Source organism: Halorubrum tibetense, from assembly GCF_042661865.1.
In the GTDB taxonomy this organism is placed as follows: domain Archaea; phylum Halobacteriota; class Halobacteria; order Halobacteriales; family Haloferacaceae; genus Halorubrum; species Halorubrum tibetense.
Window position 1 is genome coordinate 1 of the sequence record NZ_JBHSWW010000332.1, and the last position, 2341, is coordinate 2341.

1 protein-coding gene is annotated in these 2341 nt (G+C 69.5%); it reads left to right on the top strand.

All coding sequences use genetic code 11. From position 1 onward, the window contains the following. On the top strand, window positions 1–2341 hold a 2341-nt coding region (locus ACFQEU_RS14615; RefSeq protein WP_379783346.1), incomplete at both ends, for an alpha-amylase family glycosyl hydrolase.

Here is a 2341-nt window from a genome sequence, read left to right on the forward strand (position 1 = left end):
CGACCGCCGACCTCGAAGCCCGCGTCCTCGTCGAGGCCCGGGACGCGCTCGCGACCGCCGACGTCGACGTGGACGGGACGACCGCGACCGTCGACCTCGCGGATCTCGGGGGAGAGTCGGCCCGGATACACGCCGCCGTCCACGACGGGAATCGGCGCAGCGTCGCGGACGTCATCGAGCTCCATCCGGACGGCGAGGTTCGGTTCCCGAACCGACCGCCGGAGTGGCTGCTCGACGGCGTGATGTATCAGATCTTCACTCGGTCGTGGGCGGGACAGCGGGGGAAGACGACGTTCGACACGCTGATCGACGGGACCGTGACCGAGAGCCGGGACGCGGCCATCGACGGTGCGGACGACACGCTCACGGCGAACGCCCGGGCCGCCCGCGGCGTCGACTACCTCGACGAGCTCGGCGTCGACGTGGTGTGGCTCACGCCGATCCACCCCGCCGTCAGCCCCGAACGGGAGCTCCCCGGCGGCGGTCCACACGGCTACGACATCACCGACTTCTTCGGCGTCGCCGACGACCTGACGCCGGACGGGACGGACCCGCTTGCGGCGTACGAGACGTTCGTCGACGCCTGCCACGAGCGCGACATCCGGGTGTGTCTCGACCTCGTGATCAACCACGGCGGGCGGACGATGTCGGAGTTTCAGGACACGATCGCCGAGCAGTCCGACGAGCCGGAGTTCTGGCCGATCGTCGAGGCGTGGGACCGCCACTCGCAGTACTTCGACTGGTTCGACCGGATCGACGCACCCCGCGTTCACGACGGCGAGCAGCTGGAGCCCGCGCCGTTCGTCACCGGCTTCTGGAACCTCCAACTCCACCCGAACTTCAACTTCGACAACGTCGCGCTCCGCGAGTACATGCTCGCCGTTGCCGACTTCTGGTCCGGCGAGATCGGCGTCGACGGCTTCCGGTGTGACATCGCGTGGGGGGTCCCGCACAGCTTCTGGAAGGACGTCCGGGAGGTGTGTCGGGCGAACGACAGCGAGTTCCTCCTGCTCGACGAGGCGATCCCCAACGACCCCGCCTTCTCCGAGAACGAGTTCGACATGCATTTCGACACGGAGGGGTTCACCGTGCCGGCCCACGGGGTCGCCAGCGGCGACACGGAGCCCGAGGTGTTGTTCGACTCCGTCCGGGCCCGCGCCGAACAGGGGTTCCCGGACTACTCCGTGATCCTCAACGCGATCGAGAACCACGACGAGGAGCGAACCCTGAATCAGGCGCTCGACGGCACCCGCGCGGACCCGCGGAAGGCGCAGCGGGCGACGTGGGCCGCGGGGGTGACGCTCCCCGGCGTCCCGCACGTCTACTACGGACAGGAGCGCGCGATCTCCGAGTTCGGTGAGAACCGCCATCGCGGGGCCGGCGACCACCGCGACGACGGCGATGTCAACCCGGACGGGAAACAGCGCGCGTTCATGAACTGGACCGACTACGACGCCGACCACCTCGCGTTCTACCGCGAGCTGATCGACGCGTACCACGAGCTGGACGCGCTGAAACCCCGCGCCGACCTCTCTGGTGCGTGGCACGTCGCACCCAGCGGCGACGTGCTCGTCTTCGGTCGCGACGCGAGCGATCTGGAGGACGTGAACGGTCCCGAGCGCGTCGTCGTCGCGATCAACTTCGAGTCGAGCGCGACGGACGTGTACCTCCGTCCGGGCGTCGGCGGGACCGACCTCGTCACCGGCGAGGACGTGACGTTCGACTCACCCTCCGACGCCCAAACCGTCGCTGTCGACACGGTGGCGATACTGGAGACCCCGGACCTCCTGGAGGTCGGGTCGACTGTCGCGGATCTCGACGTCGAGAGTGGCACCGACTACGGGTCGGGCGGGTACACCTACCCCACCGACGACGCGTACGCCGATGGGGCGTTCGACCTCGCCGAGTTCGCGATCCACGAGACGCCAGACACGATCCAGTTCCGTGCCGACGTCGACGGCCCGATGGAGAACCCATGGGGACTCGACGGCGGGTTCTCCGTCCAGAACCTCCAGGTGTACCTCCGCGAGGACGGAACCGACCCGGCCGAGGCGACGACCGAAACGCGGACGGGCGTCAACGCGCGGCTCGCCGAACCCCACTCGCACCGTGTCGTCGTCGACGGGGAGCACGGGGCCCGCGTCGAGGACGCGACCGGGACCGTCGTGAGCGAGGGGACGGTCCGGGTCAACGAGGTAACCGGCGAGCTGGTCGCGTCGGTCCCGAAAGGAGAGTTCCCCGTCGACCTCGAGGCGACTGCCGTCGCGCCGCTCCTGCTCGGCTACGCGCCCGACGGCGTCGAGTCGGTCCCCGACCGGCCGGGCAACGTCACGCCCGTGAA